This is a genomic window from Phocaeicola oris, from assembly GCF_021295095.1.
In the GTDB taxonomy this organism is placed as follows: domain Bacteria; phylum Bacteroidota; class Bacteroidia; order Bacteroidales; family Bacteroidaceae; genus Phocaeicola; species Phocaeicola oris.
Map to the genome: position 1 here is coordinate 1 of NZ_JAJLQX010000036.1, position 17,974 is coordinate 17,974.

Below are 17,974 nucleotides of genomic sequence, written 5' to 3' on the forward strand. Positions count from 1 at the left end.
ATTTCATGGTCAACCTCTTGGCTGCAATAGCAGCATACTGCTGTTTTCCAAAGAAGCCGTGTATCAATGTTACCAGAACAATTGATACACAGCTTGCCTTATTTTGAATTCGTCGAACTCACGTTATATTAAAAAACGATTTCTTTTATTTATTTAAATTCCAAGTAAAGCCATCTTTTGTATCTTTTATTTCAAAGCCGAATTCGGTCAGCTCGTTGCGTATCTTATCGCTTGTAGCCCAGTCTTTATTAGCTTTAGCTCGTTGTCGTTGTTCTAAAACCATGTCAACAACTTTCCCGTAAGCTTCCTCACGTGCTTTATTGTTTGCTCCTACTTCTTCTTTAATTCCTAAAATTTCATAAAAGAAAATACGGAATATCTTCGTTAACTCTTCTAAATCGGGTGCAGAGATGGTTGCTTTTTTATCAACTACGCTATTAATTTGTCGGGCAGCGTCGAAAAGTGTGGCAATGACTATAGGAGTATTCAAATCATCGTTCATGGCATCGTAACATTTCTCACAGATGTCTTGAACGTTCATACCGTTAGTTGTTTTAGATGGTGTGATGCGCTTTAGGTTACGGATAGCATCGTTGATACGGGCTAATCCTTTTTCTGCAGCCAGCAGAGCGTCGTTACTAAAGTCAACAGTGCTGCGGTAATGTGCCTGAAGAATGAAGAAACGGATGGTCATCGGACTGTATGCTTGCGTGAGTAGCTCATGTTTCCCTGTAAATAATTGTTCCAGCGTGATGAAGTTGCCTAAAGATTTGGCCATCTTTTGCCCATTAATAGTCAACATGTTGTTGTGCATCCAGTATTTTACCATCATATCGCCTTGCGAAGCAACTGCTTGGGCTATCTCACATTCGTGATGCGGAAAGATCAGATCCATGCCTCCTCCGTGAATATCGAAGTGGTTTCCCAAATATTTTCGTCCCATAGCAGTACACTCGCAGTGCCATCCCGGGAATCCATTGCTCCACGGACTTGGCCATCGCATGATATGTTCCGGAGTCGCTTTCTTCCATAAAGCGAAATCGACAGGATGATGCTTTTCCTCCTGTCCGTCGAGTTCACGTGAGGTGTTCAATACATCTTCTAAATTACGACCTGAAAGTATTCCGTAGTGAAATTTTTCATTATATTTAGGAACGTCGAAGTAAACGGAACCATCGCTGATATACCCGAAGCCATTGTCTACGATTTCCTTCACCAGTTCCTCTTGCTCAATGATATGACCGGTGGCATGCGGCTCAATGCTTGGTGGCAATACATTCAAAGACTTCATGGCATCGTGGTAGCGGTTAGTATAATACTGTGCAATTTCCATCGGCTCCAATTGTTCTAATCGGGCTTTTTTCTCAATTTTATCTTCACCTTCGTCAGCATCGTGTTCTAAATGTCCAACGTCTGTGATATTACGAACATAACGGACTTTATAACCCAGATGGGTGAGATAACGGAACAGCACATCGAACGTAATGGCAGGACGAGTATGTCCTAAATGTGGGTCGCCATAAACTGTCGGACCGCATACATACATTCCTACATGCGGAGCGTTCAAGGGGACGAAAAGCTCTTTTCGGCGGTTCAGCGTATTATAAATAACCAGTTTACTATTCATCTTTTATAGTCTTATAAATGCAACGACAAAGGTATATATTCGTGAGGAAAGAAAAAAATTAATTAGATAAATACTTGTTATGTTAAAAGAATTGGCTATATTTGCACCGCAAAATTTGTTTTACTTATAAATAAAAAACTTTATGTATTTAGATTCTGCAGAAAAGAAAGAAATCTTTGAAAAGTACGGAAAGTCTAACTCTGATACTGGGTCTTGTGAGTCTCAGATAGCATTGTTTTCATACCGTATTTCTCACCTGACGGAACATTTAAAGTCCAACAGAAAAGATTATAGCACAGAAAGAGCATTAACTCGGTTGGTAGGTAAGCGTCGTGCTTTACTTAATTACTTGAAAGATCGCGATATTATGCGTTATCGTGCTATTGTTGATGCTTTAGGATTACGTCGTTAATCCTGTTGAAAAGACAAAAAGAGAGCCGATTCCTTTCGAGAATCGGCTCTCTTTTTCTTTATTTCCCCTGTCAATCAGGATAATATAGATTCGCTTCAGTAATGTTTTCGAGTACTTCATGCAGATACTTGGCGGACTCATATTTTGCCATGGGTAGATCGTGAAGCAGATAATTCCCGCAGTCTTTCGGTTGTGCTCCGGGAACCTCGCCTTCAAATTCTGCGACAAAGCGGAATGTTTCTTTCATCAGATTAACAATATCTTCTGATTCCAAATCTCCCCTCATTAGAAGATAATTACCTGTAAGACATCCCATGGGTCCCCAATATACTATTTTATCTCCCCAAACAGGATGGTTGCGCAAGTAGGTTGCAGCCAGATGTTCAATGGTATGGATAGCTCCAGGATGTAATACCGGCTCACGGTTGGGTTCTTTCATACGAATATCGAATGTAGTAACAACCTCATCGCCTATTTTATCTTTTCTGGACACATAAATGCCACGTAATAGTTTCAGGTGGTTAATGGTAAAGCTTGGAATAGTTTTCATATATTTTATTTTTTATAATGTTTTTGGCAAGGCGTTTAAATATGCTTTTGTAACGGCAAACGAACGATTGGCAATGGTCTTCCAGAAATTTTTATATTGGATCCAATTGTCTTTCTTTGCTCCCGGAGTATCACTAATGATACGAAAACTAATGAACGGAGTTTTAAACAGATAGCAAACTTGGGCGATAGAACCACTTTCCATGTCAACAGCTAAGCCTTCAGGGAATCGAAGTTTGATTTGTTGCAACTGTTCTCCTGCTGTAATGAACTGATCTCCACTACAGATAAGGCCTTCATGAATTTTTGTATCGGTACAAAGCGACTTTGCCACATCAATTAATGTTTGGTTTCCCTTAAAGCGAGGGGGCAGTCCTTGAACTTGTCCCCATTCGTTTCCATCGCCGCACCATACGTCGTGATAAACAATCTCATTGCTGACAACAACGTCCATTACGTTCAGGGACTTGTCGATTCCTCCAGCTACGCCGGTACTCATAATGCAGTTAGGATGGAAATTCCGGATTATCTCCACAGCTCCTGCTGAGGAATTAACTTTCCCTATACCGCATTGCGTTAATACGACATCGTTTTCTCCAATAGTTCCTGTAATATATTTGAACGGTCCTTTGACTTCATGTTTCTTGTTTAAAAGAATTTGCTCTATTTGGTGATGTTCTGTGGACATGGCACATATAATTCCTACTTTCATAATCTTTTGATATAGAATGTTTTCATTTTATCTTTGCAAATTTAAAGATTTTATCGGACTATATCGTTATCTTTGCGATTAGATTTAAATGTTTGCTTTATGAATGTGGTTAAGAAAATTCTACCGGATATTATAGCTATTATCGTATTCATTATTATTTCTTTCGCTTATTTTACTCCTGCGACATTTGAAGGACGTATCCTTTTTCGTCACGATTCATCAGAAGGTGTAGGATCCGGACAAGAAGCGAAGGAATATATGGAGAAGACAGGTGAGCGTACTCGTTGGACAAACTCTTTGTTCGGAGGAATGCCAACTTACCAGATATCGCCCAGCTATAAATCGACTGATGTGTTGAAGGGAGTTGAAAAGATTTACCATCTGTTCCTTCCGAATTATGTATGGTATGTGTTTATCATGTTACTTGGTTTCTATATTTTATTATGGGCGTTCAACTTTAAAGTCTGGCTTGCTTCATTAGGTTCCGTTATTTGGGCTTTCTCTTCTTATTTCTTTATCTTAATTGCTGCTGGTCATATTTGGCAGTATATTACGCTGGCTTATATTCCTCCAACTATCGCCGGTTTGGTATTGGCGTATAGAGGAAAGTATCTGTGGGGAGGATTTGTTACGGCATTATTTGTTGCTTTGCAAATTATGTCGAATCATCTTCAAATGAGTTATTACTTCCTTTTTGTAATGCTGTTTATGGTCATTGCTTTTGGCTTTCAGTTTGTTAAACAGAAGAAAATTCTCCGGTTTGTTAAAGCAACCGGTGTGGTGATGTTGGCAGGATTATTAGGCATTTGTGTGAACTTCTCTAATCTTTATCATACTTATCAGTATAGTAAGGAATCTATGCGTGGCAAAAGTGAGTTGGTAAAGAAGAACAGTGCTAATCAGACAAAGAGCGGATTAGATCGCGATTATATTACTCAGTGGAGTTATGGCATAGGTGAGACATTCTCTTTGCTGGTTCCGAATGTCAAAGGTGGGGCATCTGTTCCTCTCTCACAAAATGAAACAGCGATGAAGAAAGCTAATCCCATGTATAAGAATATTTATAATCAGTTAGGTCAGTATTGGGGTGAACAACCGGGAACTTCCGGTCCGGTTTATGTTGGGGCTTTTGTATTATTTCTCTTTTTTCTGGGTTTGTTTATTGTAAAAGGTCCGATGAAATGGGCTCTTTTTGCATTAACTGTGCTTTCTATTCTTCTTTCTTGGGGAAAGAATTTTATGGGTTTCACAGATTTCTTCCTTGATATAGTCCCCATGTACGATAAGTTTCGTGCCGTATCTACAGCATTGGTAATAGCCGAGTTTTCTATTCCGTTGTTAGCAGTTATGGCATTGCGAGAAGTAATTAATCGACCGCGATTTTTGAAAAAGAATACAAAAGCTTTTGGTATCAGTTTTGGGCTGACAGGCTTACTCGCATTTCTTTTTGCCATTGCGCCGAGGTTTTTCTTTCCAAGTTTTGTTTCTTCAATGGAGATGCAAGCTTTAAATGGACTTCCGGCTGAGCAATTAGCTCCATTATTGACAAACCTGACCGATATGCGTGTTGCTATCTTCACTTCCGATGCGTGGCGTAGCTTCATCATTATCATTATTGGTTGTGGATTCCTTTTGGCTTACTGTAAGAAGAAATTGAAGGCTACAGCTACCATTGTGCTATTGGCTGTGCTTTGTTTATTCGATATGTGGGGCGTCAACAAGCGTTATTTATATGACAGTTTGTTTGTTCCGAATTCAGCACAAACCGATTCTTTTCAACCGAGTGAATCGGATAAGTATATCCTTGCAGATAAAACTTTGGATTTCAGAGTTCTGAACTTATCAACAAATACGTTTAATGAGAATTTTACTTCGTATTTCCATAAGAGTATTGGTGGTTATCATGCGGCTAAGCTCCGTCGTTATCAAGAGATGATAGAAAATCATATCACTTCGGAGATTGATTATTTATATAAAGGCATTGTTCAGGCAGGAGGTGATATGACAGCTTTAGATGCATCGAAATTCTCTGTTTTGAATATGTTGAATACCCGCTACTTTATTCTTCCGTTGCAGGATGGTAAAACAGTTCCTATTTTGAATCCGTATGCTTACGGCAATGCTTGGTTCGTAAATAAGGTTCAAACAGTAAAGACTGCTAATGAGGAGATAAAAGCAATAGGTGAAGTCAATCCGAAAGAGGTGGCGATTATTGCAGAATCGTTTAGTAAAGATGTGAAGGCTGGGGCGGCAAAAGATTCGACGAGTGTTATAAAACTTGTCGCTTATGAACCGAATAATTTGAAATACGAGGTTGATTCGAAAGAAGATGGCGTAGTAGTATTCTCGGAGATTTATTATCCGGGTTGGTCGGCTACTATTGATGGGAAAGAAGCTCCATTTGGGCGTGCTGATTATATTTTACGTGCAATGAATGTTCCGGCGGGGAAGCATACGATTATATTCGATTTTCATCCGAAGTCATTGGTTGTTACCGAGAGAGTGGCTTATGTGGCTATGGCATTTTTAATTCTGGCTTTAATAGGCATTGTCTTTCAGACTATTAAAGGTAGTAGAAAAGAAATAGAGAAATAGACAAATAGATGTTTGAAATATGAGAAAATTAGGATTATTAATATTGACACTCTTGATTGGTATAAATACCAATGCGGTCAGTCGGATGGATGAGCAGAAAAATCTGGTGGATTATGTGAATACTTTGATGGGGACAGATTCAAAATTCTCCCTTTCGAATGGGAATACTTATCCGGCAATAGCTTTGCCTTGGGGAATGAATTTTTGGATGCCTCAAACAGGTAAGATGGGTGATGGTTGGGCTTATACTTATGCTTCGGATAAAATCTGTGGTTTCAAGCAGACCCACCAGCCAAGTCCGTGGATAAATGATTATGGACAATTTTCTTTGATGCCTGTTACGGGAATGCTGAATATTGATGAGAATAAACGAGCTTCGTGGTTCTCACATAAGGCAGAGGTCGCGACTCCTTATTATTATAAAGCTTATTTAGCAGATTATGATGTTACTACGGAAATTACTCCGACGGAACGGGCTGCTTATTTTCGTTTCCATTTTCCTGATAAGGAGCATTCGTATGTTCTGATTGATGCTTTTGACAAAGGCTCGTATGTGAAGATTATTCCTGAAAAGCAAGAAGTGATAGGCTATACTACCAAAAACAGCGGAGGGGTACCATCCAATTTTAAAAACTATTTTATCATTAAATTTGACACACCGTTTGTGTATAATAAGGTGTGGTCGGGTGATGATATAGTTGAAAATCAGCTTGAACTGACGGCTAATCATGCAGGTGCTGTTGTAGAGTTTGATACAAAGAATGGTGCTGTGATTCATGCTCAGGTGGCTTCTTCTTTTATTAGTTGGGAGCAGGCTGAGCGCAACTTACAAGAGTTGGAAGACAATAGTTTTGATCAGGTAAAGACTGCCGCATATAATAAGTGGAATGACGTGCTTGGTAAAATTAAGGTTGAGGATACAAATGTGGATCACTTGCGTATTTTTTATTCTTGTTTTTACCGTTCCGTGCTTTTCCCTCGTCAACTTTTCGAATATGATGTGAATGGAAAGCCTATTCATTATAGTCCGTTCGATGGAAAGGTTCATAACGGATACATGTTTTCTGATACGGGTTTCTGGGATACGTTCCGTTGTCTTTTCCCTTTCGTCAATCTGGTTTATCCGTCTATGGGAGAAAAGATGCAGGAAGGTTTGCTGAATACCTATTTAGAAAGTGGATTCTTCCCTGAATGGGCAAGCCCCGGACACCGCGATTGTATGATTGGAAATAATTCAGCGTCAATTGTTGCTGATGCTTATCTGAAAGGTATCACAAAAGAGAACCCGGAGAAGATGTTTGAAGGCTTGCTTCATGGTGCTAATTCCGTTCATCCAAAAGTCACTTCAACAGGTCGTATCGGTTATCAATATTATAATGAGTTGGGATATATTCCTTATAATGTAGGGATTAATGAGAATGTGGCTCGAACATTAGAATATGCTTACGATGATTGGTGCATTTATCAGATGGGCAAAAAGCTGGGACGTCCGGAAAGTGAGATAGCTGTTTATAAGCAGCGTACTTTTAATTATAAAAATGTATATGATCCGACACATAAACTTATGCGAGGAAAAAATAAGAACGGGCAATTCCAATCTCCGTTCAGTCCTTTCAAATGGGGTGACGCTTTTACGGAGGGAAATAGCTGGCATTATACTTGGAGTGTGTTCCATGATGTTCAGGGATTAATAGACCTAATGGGAGGAAAAGAAGATTTTGTGAATATGTTAGATTCTGTTTTTGTTGTTCCGCCTGTTTTTGATGATAGCTATTATGGTCAGACAATTCATGAGATACGTGAGATGCAGATTATGAATTTTGGTAATTATGCTCATGGGAATCAACCTATCCAACACATGATTTACCTTTATAACTATGCCGGACAGCCTTGGAAAACCCAGTATTGGTTGCGTGAGGTTATGAATCGTTTGTATTTCCCAACTCCTGATGGATATTGTGGAGACGAAGATAATGGTCAGACTTCTGCTTGGTACGTATTTACAGCCTTGGGATTTTATCCGGTCTGTCCGGGAAGTAATCAATATGTATTGGGTACTCCTTATTTTAAGAAAGCGACTGTTTCACTGGAAAATGGGAAAAAGATAGTTATCAATGCTCCGAACAATAGCGAAGAAAATGTTTATATAAAGTCGCTAACTTATAATAAGGAGAAATATACAAAGTGCTATCTTGATCACTTTGACTTGCAGAAAGGCGTTGAATTGGATTTTGTAATGGATAGCAAGCCGAATATACAGAGAGGAATTAACGAAAGTGATTTTCCGTATTCTTTGTCAAATGAGAAATAATTGGAAGGTATGAAGAAAGTTATTGCGCTCGTTATAACAATGTGTAGCACAATTGCATTGTTTGCGCAGGGTGAATATGTGAATCCTATTATTGGAACTGATGGAATGGGGCATACCTTCCCGGGGGCATGTGTTCCTTTTGGAGCTGTTCAGCTCAGTCCGGATACGGATACAATTCCGCATAATGTGAATGGTATTTACCAGCCACATTCTTATGAATATTGTGCCGGTTATCAGTATGCTGATAAAACTATTGTGGGGTTTAGCCATACGCATTTGAGTGGAACAGGGCATTCTGACTTGGGTGATATTATGATTATGCCTACTACGGGCCCTCTGAAATTAAATCCGGGGACGAGCGATAACCCGGATAGTGGATACCGTTCTCGCTTTTCGCATACTACAGAGAAAGCTTCTCCCGGATATTATGAAGTGATGCTTGATGATTATGGTGTGAAGGCTCAACTAACAGCAACTAAGCGGGTCGGGGTTCATAAATATACTTTTCCCACGAATATGAAAGGCCGAATTATTCTTGACTTGGATCATGGTATTTACAATTATGACGGGAAAACGTTATGGGCAATGGTTCGTGTGGAGAATGATACGCTGCTCACAGGGTATCGCGTCACTAACGGTTGGGCTCGGACAAATTACACTTATTTTGCCATCTCTTTATCACAGCCTATTAAGAATTATGGATATAAGGACTTGAAGAAACCTCTTTACAATGGCTTTTGGCGTAAGTTTCCTATAGAGCGTAATTTCCCTGAGATGGGCGGCCGAAAAGTCGTTGCTTTTTTTGAATTCGATACTAATCAGTATCCCGAACTCATAGTGAAAGTGGGAATTTCTGCCACAAGTACGGAAGGTGCTTTGAAGAATTTGCGGGCAGAAGCAGCATCGAAGGATTTTGATACTGTTCTTTCTGAAGCCAGACAGGATTGGAACAAGGAACTTTCTTCTATAACAGTAGAAGGATCGGCCGATCAGAAAGCGATGTTCTATACTTCTTATTATCATACTATGATTAATCCGTCGATTTACATGGATGTTGACGGGAAATATCGTGGATTGGATCAAAATATTCATGAGGCTGATGGCTTTACGAATTATACTATTTTCTCTTTATGGGATACATATCGTGCAGAACATCCGTTGCTTATGCTGATGAAAACAAGACAGGCTCGTGATATGGTGATCTCTATGATTCGGCATCAGCAGCAAAGTGTGCATGGTTTGTTGCCGGTATGGAGCCATATGGCGAATGATAACTGGTGTATGAGCGGATATCATGCTGTTTCTGTTTTAGCTGACGCAATTACCAAAGGAGCCGATGTGGATAAGAATGAAGCACTCAAGTCGATGGTGAAGACTTCGAGTGTTGGCTATTTGGACGGATTGGGTGAATATATAAAATTGGGATATGTTCCGTACGAATTAAGTAGTACGGCTGCGTCAACGACGCTGGAGTATAGCTATGACGATTGGGCTATTTATAAGATAGCTCAGAATGCCGGGAATGAAGCAATCGCTAAGCAATATAGACAACGTGCTTTGTATTATAAGAACGTATTTGATACGTCTATCGGATTTGCTCGTCCAAAGAATAGGAACGGAGAATTTAAAAAAGATTTTGATGTTCGTCAGACTTATGGAGAAGGTTTCATTGAGGGTAACTCTTTTAACTTTTCATTTCATGTGCCTCAAGATGTGTATGGAGATATGGATCTGATGGGTGGAGAAAAGAACTATATACAGAAGTTGGATGAGCTTTTTAATAAGCCACTTGACCCTATTTATTATAAAGACAATGAGGATATCACAATTGATTGTTTGATTGGTGGATATGTTCATGGAAATGAACCAAGTCATCATATTCCTTATTTATATGCTTGGACTTCGCAACCATGGAAGACACAGTATTGGGTTCGTGAGATTATGAACAAAATGTATCGGAATGATATTCGCGGGCTGGGCGGTAACGATGATTGCGGACAGATGTCGGCTTGGTATATTTTTACAGCGATGGGATTTTATCCGGTTTGTCCGGGAACAAACCAGTATGTACTTGGCGCGCCTTATCTGCCTTATATGAAGCTTGACCTTCCGAATTGGAAGACTTTTGAAATAAAAGCTCCGAAAGTAAGTGACAAGAACAGGTATGTACGGTCTGTCAAGTTGAATGGGAAACCGTATGATAAACTGTACATCGTGCACGAAGATATTTTAAACGGCGGAGTATTGGAATTCATGATGGGGTCTTCTCCAAACAAGAAACGAGGATTGGCAAAAGCTGATAAGCCTTATTCTCTGACAGATGGTCTGTAGAATAAAGAGATAAAGGAGCGGCTTGCTCATAACGGAAACAAGTTGCTCCTTTATGTTAACGAGGCTAATAAGTTATTATTGCAGGTAATTCCTTAGCCTGATCAATCATTTTTATTACTTCTTTTAATGCCGGAACACGACGTACCACGTGTTTGTGTTCATTTGTTTCTTCTAACTTCTTTTGAAGATTTTCGGGGACACGATGCTGTAATTCCTTAACAGTATCAACTCCGGCAGCTTCCAACAATTCGGCAAACTGTGGTCCGATGCCTTTAATACGAAATAAGTCGGCATGATTTGTCCACTTTAAAATCAGATCGCCTGAGATACCGGTTCCTTGCTCCAAAGCCTTACGACCGGTAGGAGACGCACATTTCTTTAGCAACTCCGCAGGAGTCTCAATTCCTGCTTCCATTAATTTCTTGGCGTAAACTTCGCCAATCCCTTCAATGTCGATAATTTTATATGCCATAGTATTATATAAATAAAAACAGTTGATTTTCAGGTGTTCAAATATTTTGACAAATATAGTTAAAGATTAGATTAATTCAAATTCTTTTAAGGAAATAATTCGACCTTAACCTTATGACTTTCTGTTATCTTCTTGTAATGATAGTTTTTCTCTTTATTTATTAGGTGTCTCACGCACGTGGTACACTTGCGTCACCTGCGTGATACACTTGCGTCACGCACGTGGTACACGTGCCTCACCAGCGTGAACCATCCTATTGGTGTTCATGGTTTATTCAACTTTTCTTATTAGTTACTTAAATGTTGCTTATCATGATGTGTGTTGATTTTATGCTTTTTCGTTATGACGTAGAGCACGGAAAACGAATCCTACATGGCGCAGGGCTGTACTGATGAATCCGTAGTGTTTACACATGATATGAAAACGTTCTTTTAAGGAGGCTTGATGATTTTTAGTGGTTAATCCCTCGTTCAGATAGTCAATAAGTGTGAGGTGTGTATTATGAATCACACCGGCTTGTTGAAGTATGCGGATACACCAATCGAAGTCGGACGAAAAGCGGTATTTTAAATCGTATGGTGTTTTTTTGACTAACTCCATTCGTGCGAAGAATGCTTGATGACATACCAACATTCCGTTTTTAAAACTTTTCCAAGTGAGCTTATCGGGTGGAGAGAGACGACGTTTATGCAGAAAATGTCTTTCACTATTCACTATATCCGTATCGCCATAAATCACATCCGGCAAGTCGGTTCCTTTTAACGAATGCACTATTAATTGCAGCGTGTCGTCTTCATGGAATTCATCGCCGGCATTCATAAAACAGATATAGTCGCCTGTAGCCAGATTGATTCCTTTGTTCATGGCATCATAGAGCCCGTTGTCCGGTTCACTGATAACTTTAGTGATAAGGTTTTTGTATTGGTTGATAATATTCATAGTCTTATCTGTCGAGCCGCCGTCTATAATAATATATTCAAAATTATGATATGTTTGGGTAACAATACTTTGAATAGTATCGTCGATCACGGACTCCGCGTTATACGTCACCGTAACGATTGAGAATTTCGGGTGAAGATGTGTAGTATGAATATTATGCATTGTCGTTTGTAATTTTATTGTATAAGTTGATATATTGTTTGGCTATTTGATTTTCGGAATAGGTTGAGGCAACTTTTTGACAAGCCATATCGCTGAGGTTCTTATAGTCGTCCGAAAGTATCCATTTAATTCCGTTGGCCAAGTCTTCAGCCGATTTGTAAGTTGCGACATATCCGTTGTGCAAGTGATCAATCATTTCCGGAATACCTCCGATGTTAAATCCGACACATGGGACGCCACAAGCCATCGCTTCCATAATAGTGTTCGGCAAATTTTCCATTAAAGATGGTGTGATGTAAATGTCAACCGCGTTATAGATATTCACTAAATCTTTTTCTGTGCGGACATAATTCAGAACATAGCAAGGAAAAGGGAAAAGCGACGCAAACTGGTCACCATTTTGTCCCAGCACAACAACTCCGAGTTCCTTACTCCATTTTTGATCTGTTTGGGCAATCAGATTACAGGCTTCAATCAGGTAATTAATTCCTTTTTGTTTATTGGTGATTTTGGCAGATCCGAAGAGCAATAGTTTTTTGTCTTTAGGCAAATGGCAATACTTGCGTGCTTCCTGCTTATTGTGCGATTTAAAGAGATTGACATTAAGAGGGTTGGGAATGTCGATTACTTCTTTTCTTTCTGCTAATCCGCTTTTTCGAGCACGGTTGGCAATCCATCGGCTGCAGCCAACAAATGTAATATTTGCATCTTTATAGATACGTTTTTTCTGTTGGTACACTTTGTATGACAAATCTTTTTTCCCTGAATTTTGTAGGTGCGGGCAGGAATGGCAGCTTGTATAGTATTTCTCGCATTGTTCGGCATGGTGACAGATACCGGTAATAGGCCACATGTCGTGCATAGTCCAAACGATGGGTTTGCCCGACCGAATAATCTTTTGAATGTCTTTCATAGAAAGCATTCCTTGGTTAATCCAATTTAGATGAATAATATCGGCCTGCGTGAATTCGGGTAGGGAAGTAATGTCTGTACCCGTATTGGCAATGTCCACCGCAAACAGTTCTTTCTTGCTGAAACGGTTGGCTACCCAGATGACAAACCGTTCCCATAAAAAATCCCATATCGTTTTCCATGAACGTTTCAGTTGTACAACATTAGTATTATTTGTCTGCTTATCGCGAACAAGCATCTTTGCCTTAATTCCATTATTAATTAAAGCCGTCATGAGTCGGTTCGCTGCAATGGCTGCGCCACCAACCCTTTCAGATGTGTTGACGATTAGTATTCTCATCCCTTAGTTTTTTGCAAAGGTATATTTTTATACCTATTTTCTTTATATAGACGAATGAAAATCTATGCATAGATACACATGATTTTACCGGTGTTTCGTTATTACGCTTCCTTTTCGTTTATAAATTCGCTCGGTTTCATGCCGAACTGTTTCTGAAAACATTTTGCAAAATAAGACGGACTATTGAACCCAACCATGTAGCATATTTCATTAATCCTATACTGATTCTCCATAAGCAATGCTGCTGCTTTCTTAAGTCTAACAATCTGAATTAGTTCGTTGGGAGTAACATCAGTCAATGTTTTGATTTTTGCAAATAGTCCGGACCGACTTATGCACAATTGCTCTGCCAGAAAATCAACAGACAGTTCCGGATTAGAGAAGTTCTGCTCTATAACTTCATTGATGCGAGTAAGGAACTTGTTATCTGTCGTATTGTTTGCGACGCTGGCTAATGGCACCATAGGCATTTTCGAGAATTTGTTGCGTAATAAATTACGCAAATCAAGCAGATTTTTGATACAAGCTTCTAAATATTGCACGGAAAAAGGCTTCTCTATGTAAGCGTCCGCTCCACAATCTAAACCTTCCACTTTAGAGTCCATATCCGTCTTAGCAGTCAACAGAATAAAGGGGATATGACTGATGGTTTGGTCAGCTCGTATTTTCCGGCAAAGCTCTATTCCATCCATGCGAGGCATCATCCAGTCGCTTACAATCAAAGTCACCTCATTCTCTTTCATCTTTTCCAATGCATCTACTCCGTCTTCTGCAGTTACGATAATATATTGCTCGGCAAAACTATTCGAGAGAAAATATCGCATCTCCTCGTTATCGTCTACAATTAACATCACCGGTCTGTCTTTTGGGGCGATCACCACCGGCAACCTTTCAGAAAGAATATCTTCCGGTATTGCCGGATTAAGGATATCCGAGCTACCGTTCCCTGCTTCTGCCTTGCTTTGCTCTATAGGGAGCGTCACGATAAAGGAAGCTCCTTTGTTTACATCTGATTCCACTTCTATACACCCGTTATGAGCTTCTACGATACTCTTTACGATATTGAGTCCGATGCCTGTGCCCGGCTTATTGTCTACAGCCTGATAAAAAGGTTTAAAAATATTTTCTTGTTCTTCCTTACTGATACCGATGCCGTTATCTGTTACTCTGATAACAAACGTATGCTGTTCGGACTGTATTGTACAGGATAAGAGTACCCGGTCTTTAGTATATTTATTGGCATTAGTTAACAGATTGCTTATAAGTTTTGTGATCGCTTCACTATCTACCATAGCTATAAAATCGGCAGCCGGGTACTCTACGTCCAGTCGAACGCCATGATGAGAAATAAAAGGTCTGAACCGTTCACACACAGCTTCCATCAATTGACGTATGTTTTGCCATGCAAAGCGGATAGCCATGCCCTCTTGTTCCACTTTGCGAAAATCTAACAACTGATTCACTAAAAATAGTAATCTTTGACTGTTACGGTCTATTATGTTCAAATCGTTGCGTACTTTCATAGGAATCGGATCGGTTAACTTCATGATTTTTTCCAAAGGGCCTATGATAAGTGAAACAGGAGTACGTATCTCATGGGCTATCATTGTAAAGAACTTGATTTTAGCCTCATGTACTTCTTTTTCTTTGGTCACATTCAACCGATTGATTTCCTCCAGATGCTTCTTTTCTGTTCGTTTCAATAGAAAGCGTATGGAGAAAACCAAAATGAAACATGCTAATATGAAATAGAAGACTTTAGCAGCCATACTCCAATAGAAAGGAGGATGAATAATTATTTTTAGCGTGGCTTCTTTGTCACTCCAAATTCCATTATTGTTAGTCGCCCTCACCCTGAACACATAATTCCCCGCAGGCAAATTCGTATAAGTTGCTTTGTTTTGTGCTCCTACATGATTCCATTCCTTGTCAAAACCTTCCAATTTATACGCATACTGATTCTTCTCTGGTGTGCAATAGCTTAATGAGGCATATAAAAGGCTTAAAACATTTTCTTTATAAGACAGCTCCAACTCTCTTATCGCATTTAAATTCTTTGAGAGTAACCGGTCTCCTACTCTTACTTCCTTATTAAATATCTCCAGACCGGTTATAACCACCGGTGGTAGCACTTGGTTAATTTTTATCTGATAAGGATAGAAAGCATTGAAGCCATTCACCGAACCGATGTAGATTTTTCCATCAGAAGCTTTTAATACCGCATTCGGTAGGAACTGTTCACTCTGCAATCCGTCGCTGACAGAAAAGACTTGAGCTCCTTCTCCCGGAACGTAACGTACCAGTCCTTTGGCAGTAGTCAGCCATAGTATTCGTTGCTCTTCTACTATTCCGCAAATATTATTGTTGGGGATATTTAAAGGGACAGCCTCAAACGCATCATGTTTCACATCATATCGGCATAGACCATTCATTGTTCCAATCCACATGTTTCCGTCACTGTCAATCAGGATACAATTCACTTGGTCGCTGAGTAACGAACCCGGAAGACTGTTATGCACATAATTCTTCCAAGTTTGTTTATCCGGATTGTATTTGAACAATCCTTTTTCTTGTGTAGAAAACCAAATGTTCCCATTCGTATCTTGATCTATATCAATAGTTAATGAGCCTAAGTCCTTCACTCTTGTAAAGTTATCTGTTTCCCGATTATACAAATTTACTCCGGACATGGATGCTACCCAGATATTCTTTTTGCGGTCTCTGAAGATAGCGTAAGAGCTTGTTCCATCAAGCGTCGACGGGTTATCCCGATAAGAGAGATATACTTTAAAGAGTCCTGTCCGCAGGTTCAATACATTTACTCCTCCGGTATAAGTACCAATCCACAGGTTATCATCGTCCATGCATAGTGCGTGTACATTATGATAAGAAAGACTATTTTCCTTGCCGCTTGCGCTATAATAAACGAATCTTTGTTCCTCCGGCATGTAGCAATTCAATCCTCCATCATCCGACGCAATCCATATATGTCCGGATTTATCTTCACAAAAGCGTCCGATGACAGTTCCATTCACTGAATTGGAAAAGCGAGAATGAGCAAAGCTTTCGAATTGCCCTGTATTAGGTGAAATGTAATTCACTCCACCGTAATAGGTACCTATCCATACTCCTCCTTCTCTATCTTTCACAATAGGATAAACAAAGCGATTGGAAATGGAATGAGGTTCTGTTTTGTCTTCCGCAAACAAACGATGCTCTCCGGTAAGTGTATTAAACAGCAGAAGTCCATCATCGGAGCCTATCAAAAGGCGGTGAGAATCATATTCCATCAAGGAATGGATATGCGACACTCCTTGTCCGGTCGATGGATGCAGGTATGTAGTTACTTTTCTCGTATATCTGTCTACCTTTTGCAAACCGCATTCCCAAGTTCCTAACCAAAGCATGCGTTCCGTGTCTTCCAGAAGGGCTAAAGAATTCGAATGCTGTTCATTTGTCTCATAGATAAGCTGAAAAGGTTCAAACTTGTTTTCTGCCTTGTTTAATTTAGTCAATCCTGCCCCTCCCCAATTTGTTACCGCCCATATCTGGTTATCTGCGTCTACCATAATGGCAGCTACCTTATTATTCGCCTCAGGAAACTCATATTGTTCCAGATAGTATTTGTTCGTATTGTACTTGAATACTCCTTGTCCTATAGTCGAAAACCATAAATTTCCATCTTTGTCCTCCATAAAGCAACTGACAGTGGTGTTGGGACTTATCTCACGCGAAGTAGTTACATTAAAGGCTTTCAAGTATTCCGTTTCATAATCATAGATCAAAACACCTTTATCCGTTCCCACCCAAATCCGGTCACCTGTATCATACAATGCCGAAATGTATTCATTTTGTCCTTGAGGATTAGATTTATAGACTTTGATGTTAATGCCGTCGTAACGGTTCAATCCATATTCACTTCCAAACCATATAAAGCCATATTTATCTTGTATGATGGCACGTATAGTGTTGGAAGATAACCCATTCTCCACAGAGAAGTGGCGAAACCTGAAGTCTGTTGAGGCTATCATCAATACACAAGACATGGTCAGAGCCATTATGATAAGAATAAGTTTCTTCATTTCTTTATTTATAACATTTCGCTTCTCAAAATATTGATACAATTAGATCCTCGGATATTTCTTCATCGCGACCAATCATAAGTTTGGTGGCAGACAATCTTTCGAAAGTGTAAATATAGTGTTTTCCATCTTCTTTTTACTTATTTCCTCACAAATAACGTGAGTTCAATATAATTAGAAAAATATATCGTTGATGATAAGCATCGTCATCATCGTAACATGGTTTAATGAAAACTTTCTGTATTTTCCTTGCATAAATTGAACTTAATACCTACCTTCGCCTCCGAAATCATCAACGTGGTGATTTACATCCTATCATATAAATATGTGTAAAGCGCGAAACTATTTTAATCATAACGTGAATTTTAAGACAAATTATTTGGCCATTCCAAATAATTTGCTAACACACACATTCTAACCGCCCATCATCAAGCACATTTTTCCGTCTTTTCGTACGCGCGCGTAAGCGTGCCGAAAACATAATAAGCAAAGGCATCCCGAGAGGTTTGCCCTTGTCTGTTTTTATGTGT

General features: G+C 39.5%; 11 protein-coding genes and 1 pseudogene. 5 read left to right on the top strand and 7 right to left on the bottom strand.

Annotation, left to right across the window (positions count from 1 at the left end):
• Positions 1 to 107, top strand: a pseudogene (locus tag LO761_RS12135) (IS982 family transposase); the annotation flags it as partial.
• Positions 108 to 145: 38 nt separating this feature from the next.
• Here the strand turns inward: LO761_RS12135 and cysS are convergent.
• A complete protein-coding gene (gene cysS, locus LO761_RS12140; RefSeq protein WP_272818546.1) occupies positions 146 to 1,627 on the bottom strand; it encodes a cysteine--tRNA ligase in 1,482 nt (493 codons plus the stop codon).
• A gap of 142 nt (positions 1,628 to 1,769) precedes the next feature.
• On the opposite strand from cysS, the gene rpsO reads away from it, so the two are divergent.
• Entirely contained in the window at positions 1,770 to 2,039 is a 270-nt protein-coding gene (gene rpsO / locus LO761_RS12145) for a 30S ribosomal protein S15 (protein ID WP_272818547.1), read from the top strand.
• 70 nt (positions 2,040 to 2,109) lie between these two features.
• Here the strand turns inward: rpsO and LO761_RS12150 are convergent, their stop codons facing one another.
• Complete coding sequence (locus LO761_RS12150) at positions 2,110 to 2,589, bottom strand: S-ribosylhomocysteine lyase (protein ID WP_272818548.1); 480 nt, start codon at positions 2,587 to 2,589, stop codon at positions 2,110 to 2,112.
• A 12-nt stretch (positions 2,590 to 2,601) separates the two neighbouring features.
• Entirely contained in the window at positions 2,602 to 3,300 is a 699-nt protein-coding gene (locus LO761_RS12155; RefSeq protein ID WP_272818549.1) for a 5'-methylthioadenosine/adenosylhomocysteine nucleosidase, read from the bottom strand.
• Positions 3,301 to 3,399: 99 nt separating this feature from the next.
• Between LO761_RS12155 and LO761_RS12160 the strand changes: the two genes are divergently transcribed.
• The 3 genes from LO761_RS12160 to LO761_RS12170 are packed head-to-tail and all read left to right on the top strand — an operon-like array spanning position 3,400 to position 10,537.
• Positions 3,400 to 5,895: a YfhO family protein gene (locus LO761_RS12160; protein ID WP_272818550.1), complete on the top strand. Its 2,496-nt coding sequence runs from the start codon at positions 3,400 to 3,402 to the stop codon at positions 5,893 to 5,895.
• Between the two features lie 19 nt (positions 5,896 to 5,914).
• Positions 5,915 to 8,206 carry a GH92 family glycosyl hydrolase gene (locus LO761_RS12165; protein WP_272818551.1) on the top strand — a complete coding sequence of 764 codons (2,292 nt, stop codon included), beginning with the start codon at positions 5,915 to 5,917 and terminating at the stop codon, positions 8,204 to 8,206.
• A 39-nt stretch (positions 8,207 to 8,245) separates the two neighbouring features.
• Positions 8,246 to 10,537 carry a GH92 family glycosyl hydrolase gene (locus tag LO761_RS12170; RefSeq protein ID WP_272818556.1) on the top strand — a complete coding sequence of 764 codons (2,292 nt, stop codon included), beginning with the start codon at positions 8,246 to 8,248 and terminating at the stop codon, positions 10,535 to 10,537.
• A 64-nt stretch (positions 10,538 to 10,601) separates the two neighbouring features.
• Here the strand turns inward: LO761_RS12170 and LO761_RS12175 are convergent, their stop codons facing one another.
• From LO761_RS12175 to LO761_RS12190, 4 genes are all read right to left on the bottom strand, one after another.
• A complete protein-coding gene (locus LO761_RS12175) occupies positions 10,602 to 11,009 on the bottom strand; it encodes a DUF4332 domain-containing protein (RefSeq protein WP_272818552.1) in 408 nt (135 codons plus the stop codon).
• A 327-nt stretch (positions 11,010 to 11,336) separates the two neighbouring features.
• On the bottom strand, positions 11,337 to 12,110 hold the full coding sequence (locus LO761_RS12180; protein ID WP_272818553.1) for a glycosyltransferase family 2 protein: 774 nt from the start codon (positions 12,108 to 12,110) through the stop codon (positions 11,337 to 11,339).
• The gene (locus LO761_RS12185; protein WP_272818554.1) at positions 12,103 to 13,362 is read right to left on the bottom strand and encodes a glycosyltransferase family 4 protein; all 1,260 of its coding nucleotides are present in this window, start codon (positions 13,360 to 13,362) and stop codon (positions 12,103 to 12,105) included. Before LO761_RS12185 ends, LO761_RS12180 begins: the two co-directional genes overlap by 8 nt.
• Positions 13,363 to 13,463: 101 nt before the next feature.
• On the bottom strand, positions 13,464 to 17,444 hold the full coding sequence (locus LO761_RS12190) for a hybrid sensor histidine kinase/response regulator transcription factor (RefSeq protein WP_272818555.1): 3,981 nt from the start codon (positions 17,442 to 17,444) through the stop codon (positions 13,464 to 13,466).
• Between the last annotated feature and the right edge of the window lie 530 nt (positions 17,445 to 17,974).

Bases quoted from the DNA above. Each gene is read 5' to 3' on its own strand.
- cysS (WP_272818546.1), bottom strand. From the start codon at position 1,627: ATGAATAGTAAACTGGTTATTTATAATACGCTGAACCGCCGAAAAGAG.
- rpsO (WP_272818547.1), top strand. From the start codon at position 1,770: ATGTATTTAGATTCTGCAGAAAAGAAAGAAATCTTTGAAAAGTACGGA.
- LO761_RS12150 (WP_272818548.1), bottom strand. From the start codon at position 2,589: ATGAAAACTATTCCAAGCTTTACCATTAACCACCTGAAACTATTACGT.
- LO761_RS12155 (WP_272818549.1), bottom strand. From the start codon at position 3,300: ATGAAAGTAGGAATTATATGTGCCATGTCCACAGAACATCACCAAATA.
- LO761_RS12160 (WP_272818550.1), top strand. From the start codon at position 3,400: ATGAATGTGGTTAAGAAAATTCTACCGGATATTATAGCTATTATCGTA.
- LO761_RS12165 (WP_272818551.1), top strand. From the start codon at position 5,915: ATGAGAAAATTAGGATTATTAATATTGACACTCTTGATTGGTATAAAT.
- LO761_RS12170 (WP_272818556.1), top strand. From the start codon at position 8,246: ATGTGTAGCACAATTGCATTGTTTGCGCAGGGTGAATATGTGAATCCT.
- LO761_RS12175 (WP_272818552.1), bottom strand. From the start codon at position 11,009: ATGGCATATAAAATTATCGACATTGAAGGGATTGGCGAAGTTTACGCC.
- LO761_RS12180 (WP_272818553.1), bottom strand. From the start codon at position 12,110: ATGCATAATATTCATACTACACATCTTCACCCGAAATTCTCAATCGTT.
- LO761_RS12185 (WP_272818554.1), bottom strand. From the start codon at position 13,362: ATGAGAATACTAATCGTCAACACATCTGAAAGGGTTGGTGGCGCAGCC.
- LO761_RS12190 (WP_272818555.1), bottom strand. From the start codon at position 17,444: ATGAAGAAACTTATTCTTATCATAATGGCTCTGACCATGTCTTGTGTA.